Here is a 24,201-nt window from a genome sequence, read left to right as displayed (position 1 = left end):
AGCGCAAATTTAATTATGACCTGTTGTTTCCGTAGTGACATTTATCACTTCTGTCTTCCCTGATTGATTGGCGTTTTAGTGTGACTCATATCACGTATCGGAGTTACAGCAGATAGTAGCTTTGAGTAAACAAAATAAAATGGCGACAATACAAATGACAACGAGTGACTTTAAAGATAAAGTTTTTAACTATGACGCAGAAAAGGATTGGAAATATAAGGGAAAGATCCCAGCTATAATCGATTTCTATGCCGACTGGTGCGGTCCCTGCAAGATGGTGGCTCCTGTGTTGGAAGATCTGTCCAAACAATTTGATGGCCAGTTATTAATTTACAAGGTCAATACTCAAACGGAGAAGGAACTTGCCGCTGTATTTGGGATTCAAAGTATTCCAACGTTTCTTTTTATCCCGGTAGAGGAAATTCCTGTGATGCAGCCCGGTGCATTATCAAAAAAAACATTTCTACAGATAATTGAAGAACGATTATTGCAAAAGGATTTGCTGCAATAAAAAAGCAGCAGCACCATCGGGGTCTTTATTTGAACGGCTGTAATATGTTTGATTATTACTATCATGAAAAATCAAGCTTGAAAAAATTGCCTTTTTTGATTACTTCTATTTTTACGGGCAAATCAATTTTTTTATCGCCCCTATCTTTTTTGGTAGGAGCGGTATCTTCTAAAATGTGTGCAAAATAGCCACCCGGTTTAAAATAATCTCCCACGGTTAATTGAACACAACCAATAAAATTTTTGCAGAATTGGTAAGTGGTTAGCATGTGGTCCATCAATTCGTCTGAAGTGATCTCCTGGCGGGAATAAATCGGAAGTTTTTTGAATGTTTTTAACAACACCACATATCCCTTTTCAAGGAATGGGATATACTGCGGGAATTGGGTGTTGATTTTTTGCTCAAATTCTTTACTGATAAAAATCGTAACAGGCCTTTTGCCGCCGTCGGTAAATTTAATGGGAATATTCTGTGACAGACTTTCTGTATTCTCCAGGTCAAAGTACGAGCCGAATTTCAACTCAAACTCATCCAGGTTTATAATATCGATGCGATATCCAAAAGAGACAAGGGCTTTATTCCATTTTAAGAAATCGTAACCGCCATCGAGAAGAATAACATATAGCCCAAGTTGTTTATTATGCTTTGTCTGCATGTTTCTAATGTTGAGGATACAAGTGTAATTTGGTTGGTTAAAGAGTTGATGGCCACGGCCACCAACTCTTTTTGGAAGATTATTTATTTTTCCCACCACGCTTTATAGTTCGTATTTTCTGTTCCGCCCATTTTTTGTATTTGCTGAGAATAGTTTGTGCCGTTAATTGTTTTCTCAGAAGTAGGATACAGGAAACGGGTTGGTATAACGCCGTTATTCATGTTAACAGAACCACCTGTCTGAAGAGCAGGATAGCCGGTACGCCGGTATTCGATCCATCCTTCAAAACCGTTATTGATGTTAGCCAGCCATTTTTGTGTAATAATTTGAATTAATGACGCGTTCGATGATGAATTGTCGAACACTACGCCGGTATGGGTCAGGTAATTGCTGCCATCGAGCCCCAGTTCGGCATAGGCGCCCAACACTCCGTTGTTGTAATGTGATTGTTGCGCTCCGCTTATGTAACCTTTCAATGCGGCTTCGGCCAAAATAAATTCCTGTTCGGCATAAGTAATTATCCGGGCCTTAATAAGGTTTTTATTAGAACCAGATACAAAGCTGCTATTGAAGTTAGATGATTGCGCTGTTTGTGTAGCGGTAGCATCTACCACCATTGGCATACCACCGTAATTGTTGAAACTAAAAGGAGCACCGGCTGCAGTAGCGGTATTTACAGCAAAGTAAGCGCTGATGCGGGCCGTGTCGCCTGTAGCAACAAAGGTGTTATACAAAGGACTATTCATATATTTTACCGCAAAATCGCCCGAGCGCTCAGTAAGGCTTACAAAATTGTATGGTGTAGTAGTCGGCAATGCGAGCGCAGCGCTCTGTGTGGCATTTTGCATAAGGGCGCCCTCTGTAACAATGGATTGCATTTCTGTTGCTACATTCATTTTAGCGGAAACGCGCAGCAGGTAGCGTAGGCGTAATGCATTAATAAACCTTCTCCATGAGGGTACGCTTGAATTGAACAGCATATCGCCGCCGATCAAACCCGTACTGTTAGCTTTCAGGAGGCTGTCGGCCTTTCGCAGGCTGGGAAGAATGCCCGACTGGCCGTCTGTATATACAGTTTGTTGATCGTCGTATGCAGGTGTGTATACGCCGGTGCTGCCCTTCAGCGCTTGCGTAAATGGAATATCGCCCCATAATTCAGTAAGCTGGGCAAACGCATAAGACCGAAGGGTGAGTGCCGCTGCCTGCAACAGGGGATTGTTTTGGGTTTGGCCTAATTGGTACAGTGTATTGGCATCCCTTGCCGCTTCATACATCGGTATCCAATAGGGTTCATTGGTAATTGGTGAATACCGGGTAGGCTGGTTGTAATAGGATGAGCTGAAGGTCATGTATTGATCATATCCGTTCCCCAGGGTCCACACCAGGTTGGCATTGTTATAAAATTCCGATACAATGGTATTCGATAACAAGGTGGTAGCGTCAGGCTTTTCCAGGCTGTTAGGGTTATTGTTCGTTTGCTGAAGCTCTTTTGAACAGGAGCTTAAAAAAATGGTTGCTGCGGCCAACCCTGTAAATATTATATTATTCGTTTTCATACTTTTTAGTTTTTACATTAAAAATCCAATCCTACAGATAAACCATAACTCTTTGTTGCAGGGATGCTCAGGAATTCAGTGCCTGGCAGGATCTGCTGTCCGCGCAGAGCCAATGTTTCAGGATCAACATCTTTGTTCTGTGTAAACTCCAGTACGTTACGGGCTATGAAAGAAACATTCAGTTTAGAACCAGGAGCTTTTGAGAAGATATTCCTGAATGTATATCCCAGCCGCAGTTCTCTTAATTTCAGGTAAGATGCATTATACATAAAAGCCTCGTTATTGGTAGCATTGTAGTAGCCATTGTAATAAGTAGCAGCATCTACCTTCACCGTATTGGGCACATACTTGCCAGAACCGTCGTCCATTACCCCTTTGCCAATAAGACCTGTTTCACGGCCAGGCAATGTTTCAACAGACATGCCTCCTGCCAATACACCCAGCTCGGTATAAGAAAAGAATTTTCCACCCTGGTGCCAATCCCATACAAAACCCATATTAAAGTTTTTATAGCTCAGGTTATTGAACCATCCCAATATGAAATCAGGATTGTAGTTGCCCAATAATGAATTTTGCGTGGTAGTGAATTGCGGTACGCCTTTATTGTATAAAATATTGCCCTGCCCGTCGCGTACAAATGAGTTGCCATACATATTTCCGATGCGTTCTCCAACCTTTGCTTCATATTGAATAGAGCGGTAATAACGGTCGTACTGTGTTACCTGCGCATAAATATATGTGTTAATGCCTCCTGGCAGAGCTGTTACTTTAGCTACATTATGACTGAAATTGAAGTTCATGTCCCAGTTAAAGCCGTTCAGTTTATCAGAATGAAAGGGTGACGCAGACAGCATGAGCTCAATCCCTTTATTGTTGATGGAAGCGCCATTAACAAAAGCATTCGTATAGCCTGAGGAAATAGGAATGGGCAATTGCACTACTTCATTCCGGGTATTTGAATTATAAAAAGTAGCATCGAGGCCAATACGGTCATTTAAAAAGCGGATCTCCATACCGGCTTCGGAAGTGGTAGTGGCCGAAGGTTTCAGGTTGTTGTTGGCCAATACCGGGTTACCGGTAGTAAGCGGATAACTGTTGAACGGCGTATTGGTAATGTAAGTATTGGCGATGGAATAGGGATCTGCGTCCCGGCCTACCTGAGCAGCCGATACCCGCAACTTAAAATAAGAAATCGGCGTAGGCAGATGCACCATCTCTGAAACAATACCGCTTAATGAAGCCGATGGATAGAAAAAGGAGTTATTTCCTTTTGGAAGCGTACTGGAATGATCATTGCGGGCGGTAACGTTCAGGAACAACATACTTTTGTAGTCAAGATCAGCGAAAGCATACGCGCTGTACACCACCTTATCGTATTTCTGGAATAAAGTTGGTAACTGGCTTTGTGCATTGGAAAAGTTATACAACCCTGGTGTGATCAAAGCGTTGGCGATATTGCGGTTATAGGAGATGTTTTGCATGAACCGGTTACCACCGATTGAAGCATTGATATTTAACAACCTGCCGGGTTTTTTACGATAGCTTACCAAAAAGTCGGTATTGTTCTCAAAATAATTCACGTCATCAGTTCTGAAACCGCCTGTCGGGAACCGAACCGTAGTAAAGGCACGATGCCCTTCGCGATGGTCATCATAAATATCTGATCCTGTACGCAGCATTACATCCAGTTGCGGCGTTACAGCATATTTAAGGGACGCATTCCCAATGAGCCTGTTTTTATTAAAACTATTTACGTTATCATTTAGTGTAACGTAAGGGTTGTCGTGGTTATTCCAGTAACGGAATTGATTTTGCTGGTCACGGCTTGTTTGCCATTCTTTTTTCAGCGAGTTCAGGTCTACGTTGATAGGCATGCCATAGACGCCGAAATAAGTGTACATCACACTTTCAGAACCGTAGCCAATATTGGGTCTGTTGCTGCTGTTGCCGTTGATGAAGTTTATAAAGAAATCGGTAGTAAGCTTGTTACTGAATTTATGACTTGCTCTTAAAGCAAGTGTATAGCGCCGCAGGTCAGTACCTGGCAATATACCCCTGTTGTAAAGATTACCAATGGAAAAATGATAACTGCCGTTTTCATTGGCGCCGCTGAAGCTAACATTGTTTTGAGTTGTAATGCCTGTTTGCAAAAAATCCTTAAAGTGATTGGCATGGCCAACCCAGGGAGTGGGCGTAGCATGCAAACCATTTACACCCAATGGTATCAGGTCGCCTGCCTGTAGATCTGTTCCGGGAACCGGACTGTCGAACTGCAGTACTTTTACAGTCGGATCGAACTTCAGTCCCCAGTTGGGGATATTGTTTTCGCTGGAACCCGCGCCGTTCACAAATGAATAGGTATTGGGTGTGCCCGACAATGGATACGCGTTTACACCGGCGCCATATTCATTTTGCAGGCGTGGCAGCTTCAATGGGGTTTCAAAACTGGTAGTACTGTTAATGGATACGCCCATAAGTCCTTTCTCATGGGTGCCTTTTTTAGTGGTAAGCACAATGGCGCCATTAGCTGCGCGGGAGCCATACAGGGCTGCAGCCGTTGGGCCTTTTAATACAGTAATTTTGGAAATATCGTTAGGGCTGATCTCTGCGGCGCCGTTTCCCCAGTCTACCTCAGCCCAGGTACCCTGGTTGGAAGAATTTTCAAGGGCGTTGTTAAAATAGGTTTCGTTATTAATGGGTACACCATCAACAACAAAAAGAGGCTGATTGGTGCCGCTGAATGAATTTTCGCCACGCACCACAATGCGTGAAGTAGAACCTACTCCAGCTCCTCCATTTGTGATCTGCACGCCGGCCAGTTTACCGGCCAGGTTGTTTATAAGATTCGGATCTGGCGCCTGGGTAAGCTGGCGTGAATTGAGCGATTGTACCGCATATCCCAACGCCTTTGCCTGTTTACTAATACCCAGTGCTGTTACCACCACTTCATTCATTGTTTTGGTATCACGCTCCAGTTCAATTGACATCGCAGTCTCGCCAGTAGTTATTTCTACGGGTTTATACCCTAAATGGGAAATTACCAAAACAGTATTGGGCAGAACCTCTATTTTGAAATTTCCGGCATCATCTGTAATGGCCGCTTTCTTTTGCCCTTTTACAATAATGCCTACGCCAGCTAAGGGCGTTTTATCCTGGTTGTCTATAACAGTGCCAGTTACAGTTTTCTGTTGAGCCAAAACCTTGTTACAAAAAATGGATGCCAGTAACAACAGGCATGCAGCAGGTAGCCGCAATCTTGTAAACAATCTCATAAAGCGTTTTTTATTAAAATAATCCTTGAGGAAATGTTAGGGTAATGCTTGCCTTTGTTACAGGATACACCTGTAACTGACAGCTGAGTAACATGAAAAACGAGAATAAACAAAATTCTAATGTACCGGGATCATATACGAAATGCCCTGTTAAGCAAATAGAGGTAACGGGGCGTTGCAGGAAGTGTTGAATGATATTTGAAAGAAAACAGGGCGGAAATAAGAGAAAAAGCGGGGGTAACTTTCTTCTTTGCAGTAAAAAGAAACCGTTTAAGGGAAACGCAAATGGCAGAAGCCGATGTAAGTGTTTGTGAGAAATGATCACCTTCCTCCAGGTAAGAGGATCGTCTGTTTTTGACCCTGATCTGCTCAAAGGTCACCTTGCTATGCTTCAGCTCATTAGCATACCTGGCAAACCCCACGGGTACTACACATACCCTGAAAGCCATTAGCAGTATCAGAAAGAAAGAGAGGTGTTTCATTTCAGTTTGGAAACGTAAAGGTATTCCTACTATTTCCAAAACAGTGTTATGCCGGGATTACGCAATTGTTACCAAAAGATTAACTGGCGTGTTTCTTTTTTTGCACATTACATTAGAAGCAGGTTAGAATTACGAACAAAAATTTCTTAAAGGTCCATTAAGGGGCGGGCGCCTTAACACTGTTTTTGACTATTCTGTTAGGTATTCCTGTGAGTACAACTCATACTATTACAGGTGCTATTATCGGCGTAGGCTCAACAAAACGCTTTAGCGCAGTGCGTTGGGGAGTAACCATCAATTTAATATGGGCATGGATACTCACCATTCCTTTGAGTGCTTTACTTTCGATGATACTATATTTAATATTTAATCTGCTTTTTTAATTTAAGTTCCGGCAGCCTGATTTAATATGTATTTATTATTTCTGTAGAATAATAATATTAAACTTCCCGTTAAAAATAAAATGACTGAAATAATTTCTGATTGTGCCGGATGAATAAAACCCCAATCGTAATGATAGTTAACTTTTATTTTTTCAATTAAAAATCTTTCCAATCCGTTCAGTACAAGGTATAATCCGAATAAATGCAATCCATATTTCATTTTACTTCTGAAACTCCAAAGTAGAACAAACAATACCAGGCAAATTACAGCTTCATAAAAAGATGTCGGTAAAACGGGAACAGGAAGCATGTGGCAATAGTTTCCTGTACAGTTAATGATAGGAATACCTTCATTATTGACATTATGATTAAAATTCATTGCAAATAACCAGTCCGGAAGCCCTATAGGCGCTTTTATGTGTGTAAAAGGAACGCTTGAAGTGGATCCGAAATTAGTTGCGAAATAGTTTGCTGAATTCAATATAACATCATTATATTCCTGTGAAGTAGCAACCTTTAAGGACGAGTCGGGCATACTTATATATGCACTATTAAAGATGCCCCAGTCGCCATCTCCTGAAAAATGGCATCCTAATCTTCCAATGCTATAGGCAAGCATAAGTGCAGGAGCAATTGCATCGCAAAAATGAATGAAATTGATCTTGTGCTTTCTGCAATAGTAGAAGATCAACGATGACGCTACAATCAATCCTCCGTAAAAAGTAAGGCCGCTACCTGAAAATAAACTACTCAAAGGATCCTGTACGAACTCATTCCATGTTTCCAATGCATTGAAGATCTTTGCGCCTATTAATCCCCCAATTGCCGCAAGCATTATTATCTCCCCAATTCTTTGGTGAGGATAAATAGGTTCAAATGGGGACTCCCCACCGGCAAATTCCTCTTTAGAAAGATACTTTTTTGCTTTGTCTATTGGCAGCAATTCAGGTTGAAATAATTTGAGGCCTTTCTTGCGTAGTAATTCTTTTTTAAAAAGATAAGCAGCTGTCAGGAACGCAAGGGCGACGAAAAAGCCAAAAGTTTTGAAGATGCCCAAAAATGAAGGAACATGTGTTTTAAAGATATGTTCTAACAAAAATTGTAAATCAGGATACATATTTAATATAAAGTCTGCTGAGTAAAATATGAACATTAAAAGTAGCTTTATTAAGAATTGGGAAATCAGCATTGGCAATTCTAATCCTATTCTAATAGCAATGCAAAATAAATACCTGTTAATGGAGTTTAGAGCAGAATTCCTTAACCTTGTATTGATATATTGGTAACAAACAAGTGAAACTCGTGGTTTATGAATGATGATTTGGAAAACCTGACCAGCCAGGAATTGCGCGCATTTTTACGGCAGGAGACAAGGAAATTCCTGGCGCTTCTCGAGCGGAATGGAACGATTGCAGAATTAGAAGAACAAAGGGAAACAATCCGTAAATTAAGTGATATGCTTAAAGAAAAGGAGAAGCAGTCTGATAATGACTAATCAGTAAAAGTAAATTCAGGTAACGTGAGCTGTTTTGTCAATTATTTAGTTGGAATTATTAATGGTTTAGTGGAATGTCTGATTACCTTTTCTGCCACGCTGCCTGTAAGCAGATGACTCATCCCGGTTCTTCCGTGAGTGCCAAGAACAATAATATCAGCTTCCCATTCTTCTGCCGATTTCAGGATCTTTTCCTTCTTCTATAAATGTCCAGACTTTATGCCCGTTAAATACCTTTTCCAAAAGCATTTGCTGGGCATTCATCAATGTATCTTTTCTATTTCTGCCAATTGCTTGGGTGTTATGCCTCCATCCGTCATTAAGAACGTGGTGTCATCAATGCTTATTAATGCTATTTCCGCATTTAGTTGTTGGGCCAATTGAAATCCATCGGCGGCTATTTACGGGTTATTCAATACTGCAGCAAGAGTCTGAAATTCCAGTCGCAGGTACAAGCGTCTATTTCGCGTCTGTCGAGATGATTACAATTGGGGCTACGTGCAGGCAAACCCAAGGAGTCCTGAATACGGTGGAAAAGCTCATGAGCTACCAAGCGAAGGCGTTCACGGTATAACCAGTCCGGTTTCATCATTTGCCAGGCTTTAATTCATTAATACCAGCCTGAGGTGATAACGCTTTGTGATCTTTCTCTACCACCAGTTCTTTACGCAGGTTGAAAGAAGCAGTGCCTTTTATGTTTAACGAAGAAGCGCCAATTTTTACGGTGTAATTGCCTGCTTCTGCTAGCCATAAAGATGCATCTGATTTATACGAAGCAAGGTCTGACGGGGTTAGTGTAAAGGTTATCGTTTGGGATTTCCCGGGCTGCAATAAACCTGTTTTTGCAAAGGCTTTCAATTCTTCAGAAGGTTTATCCATCGTCTTTGCAGGCGCGCTTAAATAAAGCTCTGCTACTTCTTTACCTGCCACTTTACCGGTATTGGTGATGGTTACTGATGCTGTCAGTTTATTGTTGAAAGTCGCCGCGCTTAGTTTCACAGGACTATAGCCAAAACTGGTGTACGATAAGCCGTAACCAAATTCATACGCCGGCTTTACGTTAAATGTATTGAAATACCGGTAGCCCACATAAATGCCTTCTTCATAAGTTACTTCGGCAGGTATTGATTTCATTCCAAACATTCCCGTAGTGGCCTTTTCGGGAAACTCTTTGCCCGGAAAATTTTTGGTAGAGGGTTCATCATTATATGATACAGGAAATGTGGTAGCAAGTTTGCCGGAAGGATTTACCCGTCCGCTTAATATATCAGTTATCGCATGGCCGCCCTCCTGCCCCGGTTGCCAGGCAAGCAGGATAGCATCTGCTTTATCACGAAGCGGCATAACATCAATAACACCTCCAATGTTCAATACCGCAATAACGGGTTTATGTGCAGCATGAAAAGCATCTGTTATACTTGTGATCATTTCTTTTTCCTGAGCGGTTAACTCATAGTCATCTGCGATTTTTCTGTCGTTACCTTCGCCGGCATTCCTGCCGATATATAGAATAGCAATATCCGAAGAAACAGCTTTTTGCTCAATGCTGCTTTTATCCACCGTATATTCCGGCGCGAGTGGAGTAGGGTTCAACAACTCCTGAAGTAACGCTTTTTTGGGGTGTTTCGCCTCGTATTCGTTCAAATAGCTTTGGTAGCGCTGCTGCAACTCCTTATCTACCTTGTATCCTGCATTCGTTAAACCTTCTGCCATTGAAACGGCATACGCCTTGCTAACGTCACCACTTCCCGTACCACCGGCAATCAGATCGTAGCCATGGTTGCCAAACAAAGCAATAGTTTTAGCGGTTCCAGTTACAGGTAAAGCACCAGCATCATTCTTTAGCAGTACCATGCTCTCTGCGGCTGCCTCTCTGGATATTTCAGCATGTTTTTTCAGGTCAGGGTGATTTGAGTATTGATATCTTTTGGAAGTGGGCGTTTGCAGCATCACGTTTAAAATGTCAGCTACGTTTTCATCCAGAACGGCTTCGGATAGTTGCCCGTTTTTCACCGCATCAACGATCGCTTTAACCTGCGCTGTTGTACCGGGCATCACCAGGTTATTACCTGCTTTCATTTGGGCTACAGGGTCTTTGCCGCCAAACCAATCGCTCATCACAAACCCTTTATACCCCCATTCATTTCTGAGTATTGTGGTAAGCAGGTCGTGGCTCTCTGAAGTATAGGTTCCGTTAATTAAATTGTATGAGCTCATAACAGCCCAGGGTTGGGAACTTTTGATAGCGATTTCGAAGTTTCTTAAATAGATTTCTCTGAGCGCTCTTTCACTAACGATGGTGTTTACGCTCATACGGTTTGTTTCCTGGTTATTTGCAGCAAAATGTTTGATGGTAGCGCCCACTCCCTCGGATTGAATTCCATTTATAATGGCGGCCGCTGTTTTACCCGAAACCAGCGGGTCTTCTGAATAGTATTCGAAATTGCGGCCTCCCAATGGATTGCGGTGAATGTTAACGCCCGGCCCCAGAATAAAATCAATGCCAAAAGCTTTAATCTCCTCGCCAAAAGCTACGCCTAACTTTTTCACCAGGGCAGTATCCCAGCTCGAAGCCAAAAGCGTTCCCACCGGCCACGCCGTGGTAAACAGTTTATCTGCAGAATCTTTTGCGTTCATGAATTTGTGAATACCGGCGGGGCCGTCGGCAAATCCTAAAGAAGGAATACCCAATCGTGCAATACCTACAGAATGCCCTGATATGCCTGTAATTTTATCGGGACTTTTATCAGTTTCACCCATAGATATGCCGGGTATTGAAAAGCCTTTGCCTACCACCAGCCCGGCTTTTTCTTCAAGGGTCATGGCTTTAATGACAGCAGAAATGGGGGCTTTCCCTAATTGCGGTAGATTATTTTGGGCAGAAGATCCAAAAGAAAAACACAGTGCAATGCACAGTAAGCTTGAGGGCAAACAAAATGATTTCATTACTATTGTTTGAATAAGTAACAATAAAGAAGCGGGGTGCTGGTTTTTCGTTAGCACCATTTCTATCTCCCTTGTTCCTACCAGGCTCACCCTTTACAATACCCTAATTTACTGATAAAAATGCAGCTCAATCGTGCAGATATTTTAATTTATTTTTTTTCCATTTAAAAGGGAAAACGCTGAGATAATATTAGATTTCCTTTATGCCATTGCAAAAACTTATAAAACGCAGAAAAGATATGCTAGTGATTGTGAGCTGACAATCTGCTTAACAATACCCGGCGTTTTCTTTATCTGACCTTTAACCGCGGAAAAAACTGGATAATAACAGATAGCATGAGCGAATTCAGCGGACATCCAGGTAATCTTCCCGATGGAAAAGTATGGCTTAACTCAGACAAAGGGCTGAAATATTCTACCGATTTTGGCGCAACCTGGACACGCTGCCCTGTCTTTCCGTGGTTAACATAAAAAAAGAGGCTACCAATTACAATTATTTCGCGATTGCCCATCTTCTCACCTCAATAACATTACAATACCTTTCATTATCCGTTTGCCATTGGCAATGTTAAGCAGATAAATATACCCGCCGGAGGGTTGATCAATGCCTTTGAACTGTCCGTTCCAGGGTTTATTATCGTTTTGAGTATGATACATTAATTGTCCATAGCGGTTAAAAATGCTTAATTCAAAAACCGCGATGGCGTTTAAGGCAGGAATACGCCAGGTTTCATTGAGGCCATCTCCGTTAGGTGTAAATGCATTCGGTATATAAATGCCCGGGTAAACAAATACATGCACGGTATCGTGAGCGATACCGCAACCGGCATTGGAAGTGGCCGATAAAATATAATCAATATCTGTCGTAGGATTAACCTGTGGTGTAAACGAAGAAACATTCATCATATAAGAGGTGGGCGACCAGTTATATGTAAAGTCTCCGCCCTTTACCATGCCGTTCAACGCCGTGGTTTCTCCTTTTATAATGCTTTTGTCGGGACCGGCATTCACAGTTGGTATGGAAGCTACATTAATAACTACATAAGCAGTATCACTACATGCAGCGTCATTAATCACAATTACCATATAGCTGGTTGTATCGAACGGTGTGGCTACGGGGCTGGAAATATTATTCGCGGATAAGCCGGTCGATGGTTTCCATTGATAAGTGGTACCGCCGCTGCTGGTTAACTGCACACTTTCATTTTTGCAAATGCTGGTATCCGGACCGGCCATTGCCACCGGCGCCGGACTGATGTTCACCGAGATAGAATCTGAATACGTGCAGCCGGCAGCGGTACTTGCCTGTACATAATATTTACCCGATTGAGCTGGCTGGGCATCAGGAATGGAAGCGGAGGAGCCGGTAGCAGTAAACCCATTAACGCCAGTCCACTGGTATTGTGCATTTACATTACCGGTAGCTGAAAACAACAGGGTACTGCCCTCACACAAGGGAGTATTACAGTTGATAGTGGCAGATAAGGGTGGGGTAATAGTTATGGACAATTCGGATGAAGCAGTTCTGCATGCCGCCTGGTTACCAGCTTCTACTGCGCTCAACCGGTACTGATAAGTTCCAGGGGCTTTCGTAGCCGGGAAGTTCTGTAACAAAGTAGTGCTTGTTGCTCCTGCTATATCCTGCCAGCCACCTCCATTGATATTCTGCTGCCATTGCAGGGTTGGGTTGAGCAGCCCCGCCAGCACATTGCCCGTAAACGTTAGAAAATGCGAACCTCCTACACAGAAATACAAACTGGTAGTGGGTGATCCGCTAATATTCGCCATGATGGTGGGACCGCAGGGACGGAATGTAATATCATCCAAAGCCAGATCATTGCCACATCCGCCCGGAGCATTGTTTACAATACGCAATACAACGTCCTGTATACCTGGAGGTGTCACAAAATAAAATCCCATTTGTTGCCAGGTGAGGGTGCTTTGTTCAGAAATGCTACCGGTATTAAAAGTCTGTAATATCGTGCCGTCTGTTTTTTCAATAGTAAAAGTAAGATCAGGTTTGATACTGGGCTGGCACCCCTGCCCGAGCCTCAGCATATTGGTTATCCAGGCGGCAAATTCAAAATTGGTATTACTGCAAAGCCCATGCACAGTATCCACGAAAAAGGCGCTGGGAGCGTAAGAGGAATTGACCAGCATAAAATAACCATTGGGATCACCGGTGTGGTCGGAAGTGATCGTATGCCATGAACCAAAACAACCACTGGTGCTGTTGCGGATGGCATAATAACCGTCTTGCGGGCAATCGCCCGATGTATACATGTAGGTAGTAGTGGCGGCGGAGAATGGCTGGCCTGGATTAGGTCCGCTCCCAAAGGTGATGTTTACGATAGGATTACCCAAACTGCCCTGGCACAGCTGAGCATTCACCGGGTTGGTGATAAGCAGGCTTGTAATGGTTACCATATAGGCGTAGAGAAATGATCTCATAGGTTGGTTCACCTAAACAATTTAAGTCAGTTTTACCTATGGATCAATTTATTTTTAAACCGTACTAATTGCAACATAGATCTGCAAAGGTTTACCAATAAAAAAAGCATCCGCCGGTTGACGAATGCTTCTGTTTTGTGTCCCCGCAGAGACTCGAACTCTGGACCCATTGATTAAGAGTCAATTGCTCTACCAACTGAGCTACGGAGACAAAACCTCTTTTCTTACTGGTTAGTTAGAAAAGAGTGCAAAAATAAGGGGTTAATTCATTCCTACCAACATCAGATGGGTGAAAAATGAACAAATTATTAATTTAAGAGACTGATTTGCAGGGGAAATGACCAATTTCTTCCTTCTATGGACACCCAATGCGAAATAACTTCAGCAATAAATTAAAAAAGAGCCCCTTACGAGGCCCTTTTATCTGCTATTACCTACTGCGGGGTAACATTATTGCTTTATAATCTTTATCGTCTTAATACTGTTATCAGTACGGGTTAGTTTAATTAAATACACACCCGTATTCAATGACTGAATATTGATCGTATTGCCTGGCTTTGTTACCTTTTTTACTTCATGGCCATTCAGGTCATAGATGGTGAGCGTTTGCACCTTTTCATAGCCTTTCAGGTACAGCATATTGCTTACCGGGTTGGGCGAAAGGGTCAAAGCGATGTTTTCTGCTGCCGCCAGTGGTTGCTGAATGCTCTGCGTAACCAGCCGGGCCGATAAATTATCTGTGATGGTGAGATAATTTATATTGAAACCACCGGTTGAGGTTGCAATACCTATGGAATAGGTGCCTGCCGGTAAGGTTACATTATGCGCCACGTTCGTCCAGTTTTGCCAGCCACCGGTATTAGGAATGGTCACGGAACCTAATTGTGTAGCACCGGCATCTTTTTCCAGTCTAAGGGTGGTGTTGGCGTTTGGAGTGGCCACGCGATATATAACGCGATAGGTGCCTGCAACAGGAATGGTCACATTGTACGACATCCAGTCGCCGGCATCTATATACCCCACATCCAGGCCGCCGCCGGCATCTGTTGTGGCTTCCGTCTGGATGCCTGCCATATAGGTATAATCTTCCGCCTGGATCACTGTTGAGAAGGCAGCATTGGTTTCTACTTTCAAAGAAGAAGCGGTATCATTGAAATTGTCGTCAACCAGGCAGGCGTCATCGGCGGTTTTCACAATGGTGCGGCCGCTAAAATTGTCATCCTTATACAGGGTGACTTTATAACCGCTATTCACCTTGAGCGAAGAAATATCATCATTCAAAACACCCAGTGCATTCAACTGGCTCAGGGTATACGAGCCTGGGTTGAGCGCAACAGCATACCCACCATAGTTACAGTCTTTATAAACAGTTGCCACGCCGCTTGTGGCCAAACCGGCATACCCGCCAAGGGTGATGGTGGCCCGTACTGGCGATGGGGCGTTGATGGTAGATGACTTTTCAAACACGTCGTCGTAACAGAATGAATAAGTCAGGCTGTTAAGACTGATATCGGGCTGATGCCAGAACTTACAATACCAGTTATATGGCGACGTTACATAATATTTTGTATCGGTGGAAAAGTCCTGGGTAGCGCCGTTGCCCAGGGTAAGATCGATGGCATGGCGGTTGATGGCTGCGCAAATTTGCGCCTGCACCACTTTATCCCATTGGCCGCCGCTGGCCATAACGCCGCTGCCTTCCATCACCTCGGTATTGGTTGGTTTGTTTGAAATTACCCCAACCGCTCCGTCGGAAGAACGGGTGAAGGTAAACACGTTGCCCGATACGCGACCGCTCCAGATACCTGCGTCACCGGCATTAAACACCAGGTTTTCGCTGGTATATTTCGACCAGATGGCATCTACATAGGAGCCAAAGTAATTGGCCTGTGCACCACCGCTTTGGAAAGCACTTGTTTTACTAGGGAATTTAATAATTCCATTGGTGGCATCATAACAACCGGCAAAAGCTGCCGGCGCCTGTGATTGCCATTGCGCGAGGATCTGCGCATGTGTTTTCAGTTCGCCTACTTTTTTATAGAAACCATTATTGCCCCATACTTCAAGCCCCATTGGGTATTGGTAAGAATCAACCCGCGTGGTGTTGGCCCATAAGCCATTGGCCGCATTGGTAAGCTCGATCGTTTCAAACCGGATGCCCTGGTTGGGATCGGTGGGATTGGCCAGGTTGGGCGCGGCATAACCGCTGGGCGCCCCGGATGCCCCAAAGAAATACAGGAACAACTGTGAATTAAAAGAGATCAGTATCCTGCATCCTGCGATGCCAGGGATATTGATGGTCTTATTTGGTATTTCGCTCAGGCGGGCAAAACAATTGGCATACCTGCCGTTGTTACCCGGGCCCTGGTTGCCGCCGATCACGGGACCGGCTACGGTGTTGTCAGAAACACTCATCAGTTTTACAGCGCCTGTTTTGGTATCGAGCCAAACATGGTTGTCGTTAATGATACCTACAACAGCCACATATACATTGGCATCGGTAAATGCACTGTTGTTATAGAGTGTAAATGGCACCGTGGTCTGGCTAAAGGTGTGGTTCAAAAACAAAAAGGATAGCAGCAGGAGCGCCATCCGGCGGCATTTGGTAATTGCACGCAAGGAAATAGGTTTAGTTGTTGTTTCCATACAGTAATAAATGGTTTGTTAACGGATATTTGGTGTGAATTTAACTCTATTAACTTCTTCAAGTTTTCTTGTGGAAAAGTAAGCTTCTCTTATCTCCTAACGCAGGCGTACATATGACATTGGACATATTGGTTACCCTAATATGTATTGCTAAATACTTTTGCGGGCGGGCTGTTATGCAACGCTGTCTGAAATCCCGGTGTCAGCCATAAGAATACAAACCTCTTCCATTGGCATACCTGAATTATTATCTCCGTTTGGTAATTGTAAGCAGCTGTTTGATGGGTAACGGGAACTTCTCATGGGCCCAGGAACGGCAATGTGGCACTATGCAGCTTTTGGAACATACCTTCCAAAGCAACCCGTCACTGAAAGCAACCTTTCAAAAACAAACCACCGGTTTTCAGCGATCTGTAAATAAGCGAATAGCAACCGGCACCGGTTTACGCATCGAGGGCACTATTGTTTATGTACCTGTTGTATTTCATGTTGTGCTCACCAACCCGGCTGTAATTTCCGATGCGCAGATAGTGGCTCAACTGGATGTGTTGAATAAAGATTTTGCCGGCATGAACAAAGATTCGGTGAACCTTCCTGCTGCCTTTAAACCTTTGTTTGGTAAAAGCCAGATCCAGTTTAAACTGGCGCAACGAACACCCGGCAATGAGCCTGCTTCGGGTATTGTACGCGCTACTGCCGGCCGCTCGATATATAGTACATTTGATAATAGTCTTAAATACACCGCGCTGGGCGGTGATGATGCCTGGGACGCCGATCGTTTTTTGAATGTATGGATCACCAACTTATCTGCCGGTTATGTTTTAGGCTACAGCACGTTACCAGGCGCCAGTATTCCCGCCGAAGAAGGAATAGTTATTCATTATACCACCCTGCCTGCCGACTCTCTTAAACCTTATAACAGAGGGCGTACACTAACGCACGAAGCCGGACATTTCTTTTATCTGTATCATATCTGGGGCGATGAAAATGGTTGCACGGGAACCGATTTTGTAGATGATACGCCCAACCAAACCACCCTTACCAGCGGTTGCCCCGGGGGCGCCATAATAACGGATGCCTGCAGCCCTGCAGCGCCGGGTATTTTGTATGAGAATTATATGGATTATACCGATGATGCCTGTATGAGCCTGTTTACCCGCGGACAGGTATCGCGCATGGAAACAGCGTTAAACGATTATCATCCGGGGTACTATACTTCCCATGGCGCCGATCCGTTACCTAATCTGCTGTCAAAAGGATTTATGGTTACACCTAATCCTGCTACCAATGCCATTACCATCCGGTTTTACCCGGTTCCGGTTACGTTAAAAGCTATTAGCCTGTATACTAGTGCGGGACAAAAAATAGCGGAGCAGGTTGCAACGGGTGCAGGTAGTTATACATTTAATTTGAACCGCTTTGCCAGCGGCGTATATTTTATCCAGGCTGTTTTCCCTGATAAAAAGATAATGCAGAAGGTGATTAAACAATAGGCAATAGACAATAAGCAATTGACAGGTCATAAATACAAAAGAGCCACCTGCATTTTGGTGGCTCTTTTGCTTATTGTCAATTGCTTATCGCCAATTGGTTCTTTCTATTGTTTTACAAAACGGGTGCTCACTGAATTGCTGCCATCGGTAGCTTTTAGCATATACACCCCAGTAGGTAAGGTGGCTATGTCGATAGTAGTATTCAGGGCATTGCCATCTGAATTAATACGGTTCAACTTCGCCAGGTGACCATTTAAGTCAAATACCTGCAGGCTGGTAGTGCCTTTAAACCCGGCAGGGATCTGCACCTGTAATACATCCTTAACCGGGTTGGGGAAGATCTGCAAACTGGTAGTTAACTCAGTTGAGAAATTTATAATAAGCACCTTGCTGTAGGTAATGCTTCCACTTACATCCTGAACCCGTAAACGGTAGTAGTCGTTGGCATTGGTAAACGGACTCTGATCGGCAAATGAATAGTTCCTGGTTAAAGTGCTGTTGCCGGTCGCAGGTACGGTACCGATGGCCTTATAGGTTTTGCCATCGCTGCTGCGTTCAATTACAAACTGTGCTACATTTTCTTCCATGCTGGTAGTCCATTGCAATACCACTTTGTTCGTTTGTTTTTGTCCGTAGAACTGGCTAAGCACGATAGGCAGCGAAGTGCCATCATTCTGGAAAGCGGCAATAGCCAGGTCCCTGGGGTCTCCACTGGTACCAGCCAGGTAAATCCGGTTGTTGTTCAATGCCACTACATAGCCGAAATCGTTATCAGCAGGTACTATGTCAGCAGCAGCTTTTCCATCTCCATCAAAGGTATTATCGAGTGCACCTGCAGCTGTTAAACGCATCAGCAGAAGACCGTAAGGCTTTAATGGATTAGAGAATGCATCAACGCTGCCACCTATCACAATCTTACCATCGTTTTGCAGGGCTACGCTGTGGATATCATCGTCTGAATTAAAGCCGGTATAGTTGGCGATCACTTTACCACTGGTACCAAAGGTAACATCCAGTGCACCTGCAGTGGTTACCCTGATAACAGCCGCATCGCTGTTACCACTGTTAGTAGTATTGCGTTTTGTTATGCCGGCCAATACCAATTGCCCATCCGATTGAACTGCCATGCTATGCGCCTCATCGTATGTACCGGTTCCACCGATATCGAAAGTAGCTATACCACCAGCGCCAAAGGTAGCATCGGGTACACCGGCGGATGTATAACGAACCACGGTGAAATCCCCACTGCCTGTATTGGAATAGTTGGGGTCCTGAGAATCACCATTGCTGGTTCCGGCTATTGTTATGGCGCCTGTAGTATTGTTGATCGCAATACCTTCCGCCATATCGAAATTATTGATGTTTGTTTTTACAATGCCACCGCTGCCAAATGTACCATCCAAGCCACCGGTAGCTGTATAACGCACGGTTACAAAATCAGTATTGTGTGAGGAATTGGTGCTATAACCCGTCACCACTATTTTTCCATCGTTTTGGATGGCTACATTGCGGGCTTCATCAAATTCAGCACCGATTGGGGTAGATACAATACCATTTGTTCCGAAACTGTTATCAAAACTGCCATCGCTGTTAAAACGCATTACACAAAAATCCCTGGCGGCGGGGTTGATCCAACCCACCAGTACCAGCTTCCCATCAGTTTGCTGGGCCATACCATACGCCCGGGCATCTACTGTACTAACCCACACGATACCGCCGGTACCAAATGTGTTATCCAGCACGCCGGCAGCTGTATACCGGAGCAAAAGAAAATTATTATCGTTTTCAACACGTCCGGCCACTATTATTTTACCACCCGAAGTAAATGCCATAGCCGATGCTATATCATATTTATCGGGGAAGCCGGTGGGATTATCAACCCGGAATCCTGTGCCGTTGAATGAATTGTCCAGACTGCCAACCTGGGCGCTAACATACAGGCATAGTAAGATCATTGTGAGAGTAGAAGTAACACTTTTCATAATATATATTGTGCGTCTTTAGAATAAGCAAAGGCACATAGGCATTGGACGATCGATATGTCAAAGGAATATGGGGTAAGCAAACACCGCGAAAGGAATATCGGAGCCCCTTAAATCAATTAAAGGAAAATCGTAATGTATTCACAATGGTTTGAGGGAAACTGGAGCCTAATTATATGGTAAATTCAGAGGAGGGATCTTTCAGGGCGCTATATTAGAAAGAAAATTCCATATTTGAAAGAGTTGTGGAGTATTAAATCGGTAAAATATCAAAAGCCCCTCCCGATGTATCGGGAAAGGCTTTCGAGGTTTGCAAAACTTTATAGCTGTTCTTATTCAGTATAGCCTTCTGCTTTCAGCAGTGCCAACGCCTCCATTAACATACAGCCGCTTAACTGGGTACGTAAAGCCGCTTTTGATTCTGTAGGCGCTTCCCACCAATGATACCCGAACAATACAACCGGACTTTTAACGGAACCCGCTGTCCACAGGATCTGTGCGCTGTTCCGCAGAAAATAAACATATCTTTTCCGGTTGGTATCAGGCAGGTCTTTATTCCTGATCAACAAGGTAAGGTACCGTACAAAGATCCCTTTAAACAGGTTAACATCATGGTCCTGCTGCTCTGCCCAATCACTCAGTACTTTGTTATTGGCGTTTATCAATGTGCTGGTTGTCCAGTCGGCAGTTTTAATAGCATCATTTAAATACACTTTGTTTTTTGTTATGTTGTAATACTCCAGCGCTGCGCCCATGTAAGTACCTGCATTGTATGTCCAGTCGCCTTTGGTATCATTAAAATTGTCATACACCCGGCCCGACTGCTGTACCACGCGGTGCTCTTTCATCCAGTTATAAATTTTATCCAGCCATTGAAGATCATTGAACCCGTTTACCACTTCTCCTGTTCCGTATTTCTGCCATCTGCGCGCTGCTATGATGGCCGCCGGACCATTGGCGGGAACGCCCTTGCTGCGCCCCGCATCGTTATTATCATGGTTCCAGGGTATTCCTCCCCCATCATCAGTATTCCAACCGGCAACGATCCATTGCCATAACTGTGTTGCGGAAGTCTCATAACGTGCATCGCCCGTTGCTTCAAATGCACGCAGATGCGCCAGGCCATGCCAGCCCATGTCGTCATAGTAATTATTGTAGAAGCTGCCGCCATTCTTTGCTTTTACTCCCTCATAAAACTCATTGATCCGGTCTTTATAGAGCGTGTTTCCGGTGCGTTTATACGCGTCTACCAAAACATCCAGTCCATGGGCTTCGGGCCAGTAATCCAATTGATTTACCGTGCCATAATTGTCGTTATTAAAATGGTGTCTGGTAGAATTCCAGTAGGCATTAACGAAGCTGGTGCTGCTGCTGTCGGCAGCACTGCTCCAGTCGATATTGTATTTGGTACTGTTATCGATGTATACATCATTTATTTTTCCGCACGCAAGCGTAAGGGCTGCGCCGGCAATGAATAGGATCTTTTGCATTTGCAATTTTTTTGTTGAACACCTGGCTGTTGAGGCCATTTCACTGTTACGGTTACTGTTCATTAATAAATGATTTCATGCGTATAGTTCGCGGCATCTGAACTGAACGACACGCTTACGCTGCATTTCTTTACAGATCTGTTTGGGAATTTGAATGAATAATCCCACTGGTTTTTATCGTTGGGATAGAAGAGCAGATAAAAAAATGACCCGGTTGTGGTGGTCGGAGGCTGGTTGTCTTTATTGGAACTGCCTACTTTTTGCTCTGCGCCGCCAATGGTCATCCAGAAGAAATACCTGTCATCGCTCCAATTGGTGGTAAAGTCAGGGATGATGTCACTCACCCGCCAAACGCCTTTACCCTGGTAGGTAAGCGTTTCCCGCTTCTGGGGCGTACACATGAAAAAGTCGAGTTTGGTGATCTCTGCTATGGTAACAGATGAGGTACTAAAATCCAGGTTGATCTTATAGATCCCGTCTTTCGCTACCGTAGCGCCGTCCTGCGATTCCTTGAATGAGGTTCCGTTTGTGTTTACCGAGAAGGTCCTTGATACGCTGGTTTTTGAATCAACAAAAGAATATTTTTTACCAGCCAGCAGTTTGGTATAGATCTCGAATTCGTTTCCACCAGGCAGTGCTTTAACGGTCAATGCCTGCGCCAGGCTGGCGCCGCCTTCCGTTCCCTCCCCTGTCAGAAACAGCGCATCGGGTGCATCAATTCCATTTGTCCTGGTGATATTGATAATGCGGGCCTGTTGAGAAACCGTTTTTGTCAATCCCCGTGAAGAAGCGATCGTCCATTTTAGTTTCCCCTCTTCAGCAGATGCAATGCCTGCCAGTTTACCGATATTGTTCAGCACTTTGTGTGTAATACTTGCACCCGTGCTGGTACCGTTGTTATCTGCGACAACATCAAATAACGGTTTTGAAAAATCGCCGTCGGGTTTATCAAATAAAACATCGTAATACACTACGCCATTGTCTTCCGCTACCGCCTTTTCCCACTCGAAATACAAGGTTGCCGAACCGCCTGATTGCAGCACCACGTTACGGCCATCATCTGGGGAATACAACGTGCTTACTTCTGTTACTTTAACCTCTTTGAATTTATTTTCCTTCGTACAGCCCGCAAAGACTGCAACCGCCAGGAAGAAGAATACTATAGATAGTTTATTATTTTTCATTTTGTGCTGATTAAGTATTAGTAACCGGGGTTTTGAGTAAGGTTGGAATTAAGCAGGCGCTCTGCTCTTGGAATGGCCCACAGGTAATCGCGATTACGGTTAAAGCTTCCGGCCGGGAGTTTAATGTAATCATAGCTGCCGCTGCTTTTATCGAATTTCGCACCATGCCGTTCCTGCGTCAGAACAGTTTCTGCTGTTTTCCAGCGGCGGATATCGAATATGCGCAATCCTTCCAACGCCAGTTCTACACGCCGTTCATTGCGGATCACATCGCGCAAGGCAGCCTGGTCGCCAGCGGGCATATCCAGGGCATCAGTCGTGTTATCGAAACCTGCTCTTTGCCTTAATTTCTTTATCGTTTGATCCCAAACCGTGCTGTTCATGGCGCTCAGTTCGTTTTTTGCTTCGGCGTACATCAGCAATACGTCCGCATACCGAATCAATGGCAGGTTCAGGTTCGACTCCCAGCCTCCGCCTGTATATGCTGCAGGATCGGGATCGCAGAACTTACGGTAGTAATAACCTGTTGGGGTTTGTGCCGTACCGGCGCCGGTGTACTTATCGGAGATCTTATTGGCCGGCGTGGTACCGTCCGGGTTAATTACAACCGGGTAAGCGGTACCGGTCCTGTCAACCCAGGTAGCGCCATCATACACCATGGTAGCGCCCATGCGCGGATCGCGGTTGGCATAATCAGGATCGGCTGTCGTCCAATGGTGGCCATTTTTCATCAGGTAACTGTTCACCAGTTCCTGGGTAGGCGCCGCCAAACAAAGCCGGGCGTTGGCCGACATCGGCGCATAGTCAACCAGGTTTCCCCAGGTCCGGTTCACCGGTACAAACTGCAGACTTAAAATGATCTCAGGGTTATATTCATTTTTAACCCAGAACAATTGCTCGTAATTGGGAAATAAACTATAAGTACCATAAGTAGTACCATTGATGAGCTTATCGCAATATTCAGCCACTTTAGCCCAGTTGCTTTCATATAAATAAGCACGGGCATTCAGGGCAACAGCGGCGCCACTGGTAATTCTTCCATTATCTGCGGCTGCATAGTCTTCGCGCCTGGGCAAAACAGCAGCCACTTCATCCAGCTCCTGGTGTATCCAGGCCATGATCTCCTCATGCGATTTACGCGTTACCGATTTCGATTCCGTGAGGTTGATGTCCTGCGTAAAATGCGGAACATCGCCATACCAGGTAGTGAGTTCAAGAAAAAGCGAGGCCCGGATAAAACGGATCTCCGCTTTTCTTTTGTTCTTCAGGTCCTCGCTCATGGTTTTAACCCGGTCGATGTTGGCCAGAAAGGTGTGACAGGTTTTTATACCGCCATAACAATCGCGCCATTCATTGGCGAAGCGCGCGTTCGAGGCATCTGCCAGTCCTAATGCGATCACCTTTTCATTGGTTGTTCCATAGCCATTGTATACGTTATCGCTCAGGAGCTCATTCAGCATGAAATAATCGTTCGAGAACATCTGGCGGTAAGCCATGCTTAAAACTGAATTGGCTTTATCTTCTGTAGTCCAGTATGTTTCGTCGGTGAATTTGTTGGTAGGCACTACATCCAGCTTCACACACCCGGTAAACAACCATGTCATCAACAATATGGTAACAGCACCCTTTACTGCAAACTTCATTTTCATAATTCC

16 protein-coding genes, 1 tRNA gene and 1 pseudogene are annotated in these 24,201 nt (G+C 44.3%); 4 read left to right on the top strand and 14 right to left on the bottom strand.

Annotated elements, in window-relative coordinates; genetic code table 11:
* The first annotated feature begins 139 nt into the window (after positions 1-139).
* A complete protein-coding gene (locus tag NIAKO_RS04075) occupies positions 140-511 on the top strand; it encodes a thioredoxin family protein (RefSeq protein ID WP_041346318.1) in 372 nt (123 codons plus the stop codon).
* 61 nt (positions 512-572) lie between these two features.
* On the opposite strand, the gene NIAKO_RS04070 is transcribed toward NIAKO_RS04075, so the two are convergent.
* The 4 genes from NIAKO_RS04070 to NIAKO_RS04055 all read right to left on the bottom strand — a co-directional run bounded on the left by NIAKO_RS04070 (position 573) and on the right by NIAKO_RS04055 (position 6,476).
* The gene (locus tag NIAKO_RS04070; RefSeq protein ID WP_133055394.1) at positions 573-1,265 is read right to left on the bottom strand and encodes a hypothetical protein; all 693 of its coding nucleotides are present in this window, start codon (positions 1,263-1,265) and stop codon (positions 573-575) included.
* Entirely contained in the window at positions 1,250-2,722 is a 1,473-nt protein-coding gene (locus NIAKO_RS04065) for a SusD/RagB family nutrient-binding outer membrane lipoprotein (protein WP_014217126.1), read from the bottom strand. The genes NIAKO_RS04070 and NIAKO_RS04065 overlap by 16 nt, the downstream gene beginning before the upstream one ends.
* 17 nt (positions 2,723-2,739) lie before the next feature.
* Positions 2,740-5,994, bottom strand: a complete 3,255-nt coding sequence (locus NIAKO_RS04060; RefSeq protein WP_014217125.1) for a SusC/RagA family TonB-linked outer membrane protein — start codon at positions 5,992-5,994, stop codon at positions 2,740-2,742.
* Positions 5,995-6,125: 131 nt separating this feature from the next.
* Positions 6,126-6,476 carry a hypothetical protein gene (locus NIAKO_RS04055; protein ID WP_133055395.1) on the bottom strand — a complete coding sequence of 117 codons (351 nt, stop codon included), beginning with the start codon at positions 6,474-6,476 and terminating at the stop codon, positions 6,126-6,128.
* A 176-nt stretch (positions 6,477-6,652) separates the two neighbouring features.
* On the opposite strand from NIAKO_RS04055, the pseudogene NIAKO_RS37680 reads away from it, so the two are divergent.
* Positions 6,653-6,859: pseudogene (locus NIAKO_RS37680) on the top strand (inorganic phosphate transporter); the annotation flags it as partial.
* Between the two features lies 1 nt (position 6,860).
* On the opposite strand, the gene NIAKO_RS04050 reads toward NIAKO_RS37680, so the two are convergent.
* Positions 6,861-8,012: a prolipoprotein diacylglyceryl transferase gene (locus NIAKO_RS04050; RefSeq protein ID WP_014217123.1), complete on the bottom strand. Its 1,152-nt coding sequence runs from the start codon at positions 8,010-8,012 to the stop codon at positions 6,861-6,863.
* 156 nt (positions 8,013-8,168) lie between these two features.
* Between NIAKO_RS04050 and NIAKO_RS04045 the strand changes: the two genes are divergently transcribed.
* Positions 8,169-8,354: a hypothetical protein gene (locus tag NIAKO_RS04045; RefSeq protein ID WP_014217122.1), complete on the top strand. Its 186-nt coding sequence runs from the start codon at positions 8,169-8,171 to the stop codon at positions 8,352-8,354.
* A 41-nt stretch (positions 8,355-8,395) separates the two neighbouring features.
* Here NIAKO_RS04045 and NIAKO_RS39685 read toward each other — a convergent pair whose 3' ends face one another.
* From NIAKO_RS39685 to NIAKO_RS04020, 5 genes are all read right to left on the bottom strand, one after another.
* Positions 8,396-8,506, bottom strand: coding sequence for a universal stress protein (locus NIAKO_RS39685; protein ID WP_425311429.1), 111 nt, complete (start codon positions 8,504-8,506; stop codon positions 8,396-8,398).
* A 436-nt stretch (positions 8,507-8,942) separates the two neighbouring features.
* Positions 8,943-11,177: a beta-glucosidase gene (locus tag NIAKO_RS04035; RefSeq protein WP_207622487.1), complete on the bottom strand. Its 2,235-nt coding sequence runs from the start codon at positions 11,175-11,177 to the stop codon at positions 8,943-8,945.
* A gap of 639 nt (positions 11,178-11,816) precedes the next feature.
* The gene (locus NIAKO_RS04030; protein ID WP_014217119.1) at positions 11,817-13,751 is read right to left on the bottom strand and encodes a T9SS type B sorting domain-containing protein; all 1,935 of its coding nucleotides are present in this window, start codon (positions 13,749-13,751) and stop codon (positions 11,817-11,819) included.
* A 138-nt stretch (positions 13,752-13,889) separates the two neighbouring features.
* Positions 13,890-13,962, bottom strand: a tRNA-Lys gene (locus NIAKO_RS04025).
* Positions 13,963-14,201: 239 nt separating this feature from the next.
* Positions 14,202-16,397: a beta-1,3-glucanase family protein gene (locus tag NIAKO_RS04020; protein ID WP_014217118.1), complete on the bottom strand. Its 2,196-nt coding sequence runs from the start codon at positions 16,395-16,397 to the stop codon at positions 14,202-14,204.
* A 230-nt stretch (positions 16,398-16,627) separates the two neighbouring features.
* On the opposite strand from NIAKO_RS04020, the gene NIAKO_RS04015 reads away from it, so the two are divergent.
* Positions 16,628-17,890, top strand: coding sequence for a M43 family zinc metalloprotease (locus NIAKO_RS04015; protein ID WP_049815462.1), 1,263 nt, complete (start codon positions 16,628-16,630; stop codon positions 17,888-17,890).
* Between the two features lie 104 nt (positions 17,891-17,994).
* On the opposite strand, the gene NIAKO_RS04010 is transcribed toward NIAKO_RS04015, so the two are convergent.
* The 4 genes from NIAKO_RS04010 to NIAKO_RS03995 all read right to left on the bottom strand — a co-directional run bounded on the left by NIAKO_RS04010 (position 17,995) and on the right by NIAKO_RS03995 (position 24,195).
* Positions 17,995-19,872: a T9SS type A sorting domain-containing protein gene (locus NIAKO_RS04010; RefSeq protein ID WP_014217116.1), complete on the bottom strand. Its 1,878-nt coding sequence runs from the start codon at positions 19,870-19,872 to the stop codon at positions 17,995-17,997.
* A 332-nt stretch (positions 19,873-20,204) separates the two neighbouring features.
* Complete coding sequence (locus tag NIAKO_RS04005; protein ID WP_041347962.1) at positions 20,205-21,362, bottom strand: glycoside hydrolase family 76 protein; 1,158 nt, start codon at positions 21,360-21,362, stop codon at positions 20,205-20,207.
* 62 nt (positions 21,363-21,424) lie between these two features.
* Positions 21,425-22,546, bottom strand: a complete 1,122-nt coding sequence (locus tag NIAKO_RS04000) for a SusE domain-containing protein (protein ID WP_014217114.1) — start codon at positions 22,544-22,546, stop codon at positions 21,425-21,427.
* Positions 22,547-22,563: 17 nt separating this feature from the next.
* Complete coding sequence (locus tag NIAKO_RS03995; protein ID WP_014217113.1) at positions 22,564-24,195, bottom strand: RagB/SusD family nutrient uptake outer membrane protein; 1,632 nt, start codon at positions 24,193-24,195, stop codon at positions 22,564-22,566.
* Positions 24,196-24,201: the final 6 nt, after the last annotated feature.

This window comes from Niastella koreensis GR20-10, assembly GCF_000246855.1.
Taxonomy (GTDB): domain Bacteria; phylum Bacteroidota; class Bacteroidia; order Chitinophagales; family Chitinophagaceae; genus Niastella; species Niastella koreensis.
The sequence above is the reverse complement of the archived record's forward strand: the minus strand, read 5'-3'. Positions and strand labels throughout refer to the sequence as shown.

Bases quoted from the DNA above. Each gene is read 5' to 3' on its own strand.
- NIAKO_RS04075 (WP_041346318.1), top strand. From the start codon at position 140: ATGGCGACAATACAAATGACAACGAGTGACTTTAAAGATAAAGTTTTT.
- NIAKO_RS04065 (WP_014217126.1), bottom strand. From the start codon at position 2,722: ATGAAAACGAATAATATAATATTTACAGGGTTGGCCGCAGCAACCATT.
- NIAKO_RS04060 (WP_014217125.1), bottom strand. From the start codon at position 5,994: ATGAGATTGTTTACAAGATTGCGGCTACCTGCTGCATGCCTGTTGTTA.
- NIAKO_RS04055 (WP_133055395.1), bottom strand. From the start codon at position 6,476: ATGAAACACCTCTCTTTCTTTCTGATACTGCTAATGGCTTTCAGGGTA.
- NIAKO_RS04050 (WP_014217123.1), bottom strand. From the start codon at position 8,012: ATGTTCATATTTTACTCAGCAGACTTTATATTAAATATGTATCCTGAT.
- NIAKO_RS04045 (WP_014217122.1), top strand. From the start codon at position 8,169: ATGAATGATGATTTGGAAAACCTGACCAGCCAGGAATTGCGCGCATTT.
- NIAKO_RS04035 (WP_207622487.1), bottom strand. From the start codon at position 11,177: ATGACCCTTGAAGAAAAAGCCGGGCTGGTGGTAGGCAAAGGCTTTTCA.
- NIAKO_RS04030 (WP_014217119.1), bottom strand. From the start codon at position 13,751: ATGAGATCATTTCTCTACGCCTATATGGTAACCATTACAAGCCTGCTT.
- NIAKO_RS04020 (WP_014217118.1), bottom strand. From the start codon at position 16,397: ATGGAAACAACAACTAAACCTATTTCCTTGCGTGCAATTACCAAATGC.
- NIAKO_RS04010 (WP_014217116.1), bottom strand. From the start codon at position 19,872: ATGAAAAGTGTTACTTCTACTCTCACAATGATCTTACTATGCCTGTAT.
- NIAKO_RS04005 (WP_041347962.1), bottom strand. From the start codon at position 21,362: ATGCAAAAGATCCTATTCATTGCCGGCGCAGCCCTTACGCTTGCGTGC.
- NIAKO_RS04000 (WP_014217114.1), bottom strand. From the start codon at position 22,546: ATGAAAAATAATAAACTATCTATAGTATTCTTCTTCCTGGCGGTTGCA.
- NIAKO_RS03995 (WP_014217113.1), bottom strand. From the start codon at position 24,195: ATGAAAATGAAGTTTGCAGTAAAGGGTGCTGTTACCATATTGTTGATG.